General features: G+C 43.6%; 1 protein-coding gene. It reads left to right on the top strand.

Annotated features, from left to right (window positions below; translation table 11 throughout):
• Positions 1 to 633 (top strand): phage tail protein (locus tag ACFIKE_RS12050; protein ID WP_375650201.1); only part of this gene is annotated, 633 nt, incomplete at its 5' end.
• Positions 634 to 690: the final 57 nt, after the last annotated feature.

The following is a 690-nucleotide window of genomic DNA, read 5'->3' as shown; positions in this document are numbered from 1 at the left end:
CCGTTTGCAATGGAACGCTTGCCGGATGGTTGGTTGCCATGTGATGGGCGTGCTTATTCACGGTATGTTTATTGGGATTTATTTTGTGTCATAGGAACGACGTGGGGAGAAGGGGATGGCGCCACGACGTTTAATGTTCCCGATTTTCGGGGGCTATTTTTACGAGGACTTGATAATGAACGCAATCTAGACCCTTGGCGTTCTTTTGCAAGTATACAACCCTGTTCTTTAAAAGCGCACGAACATTTTATAGGTCCAGCGTCATCAGAAGGTCTTTCTTCTCGAAAAAAACGAGATGTTTCTTCTTCTGAAGCTCACTTGCAAAGGCGCAAGAGAGCTATAGACGAAGAGTGTGTAGGTTTGAGTGGGGATAGCTTAAAGAAATGTCATGAAGAATTTGACCGAATAGTGGGCATTTCAGAGGTTCCATTTTGGTTTACAGAAAAAGATAAACCGCCTCGTTTACCTTGGTTTATCAGGAGCCCGTTTGCTAATTTTTTATATTATTCCACGCCTATAACAGAAGGTCTGAATGACAGAGAGCATCATGAACATCACCTCATGGCAGAGAGGGTTGGTGGTGTTGAAACGCGCCCCGTTAATGTGAGTGTAATTTATGGGATCAAGACATGAGGAGTTGAAATGTCATTAAAACCGTTTGCGATATCAGAGATTAGCGACCCGTCTCAA

This window comes from Bartonella sp. MU70NMGDW (assembly GCF_042194085.1).
In the GTDB taxonomy this organism is placed as follows: domain Bacteria; phylum Pseudomonadota; class Alphaproteobacteria; order Rhizobiales; family Rhizobiaceae; genus Bartonella; species Bartonella grahamii.
This window is presented reverse-complemented; position numbering and strand designations above follow the sequence as displayed.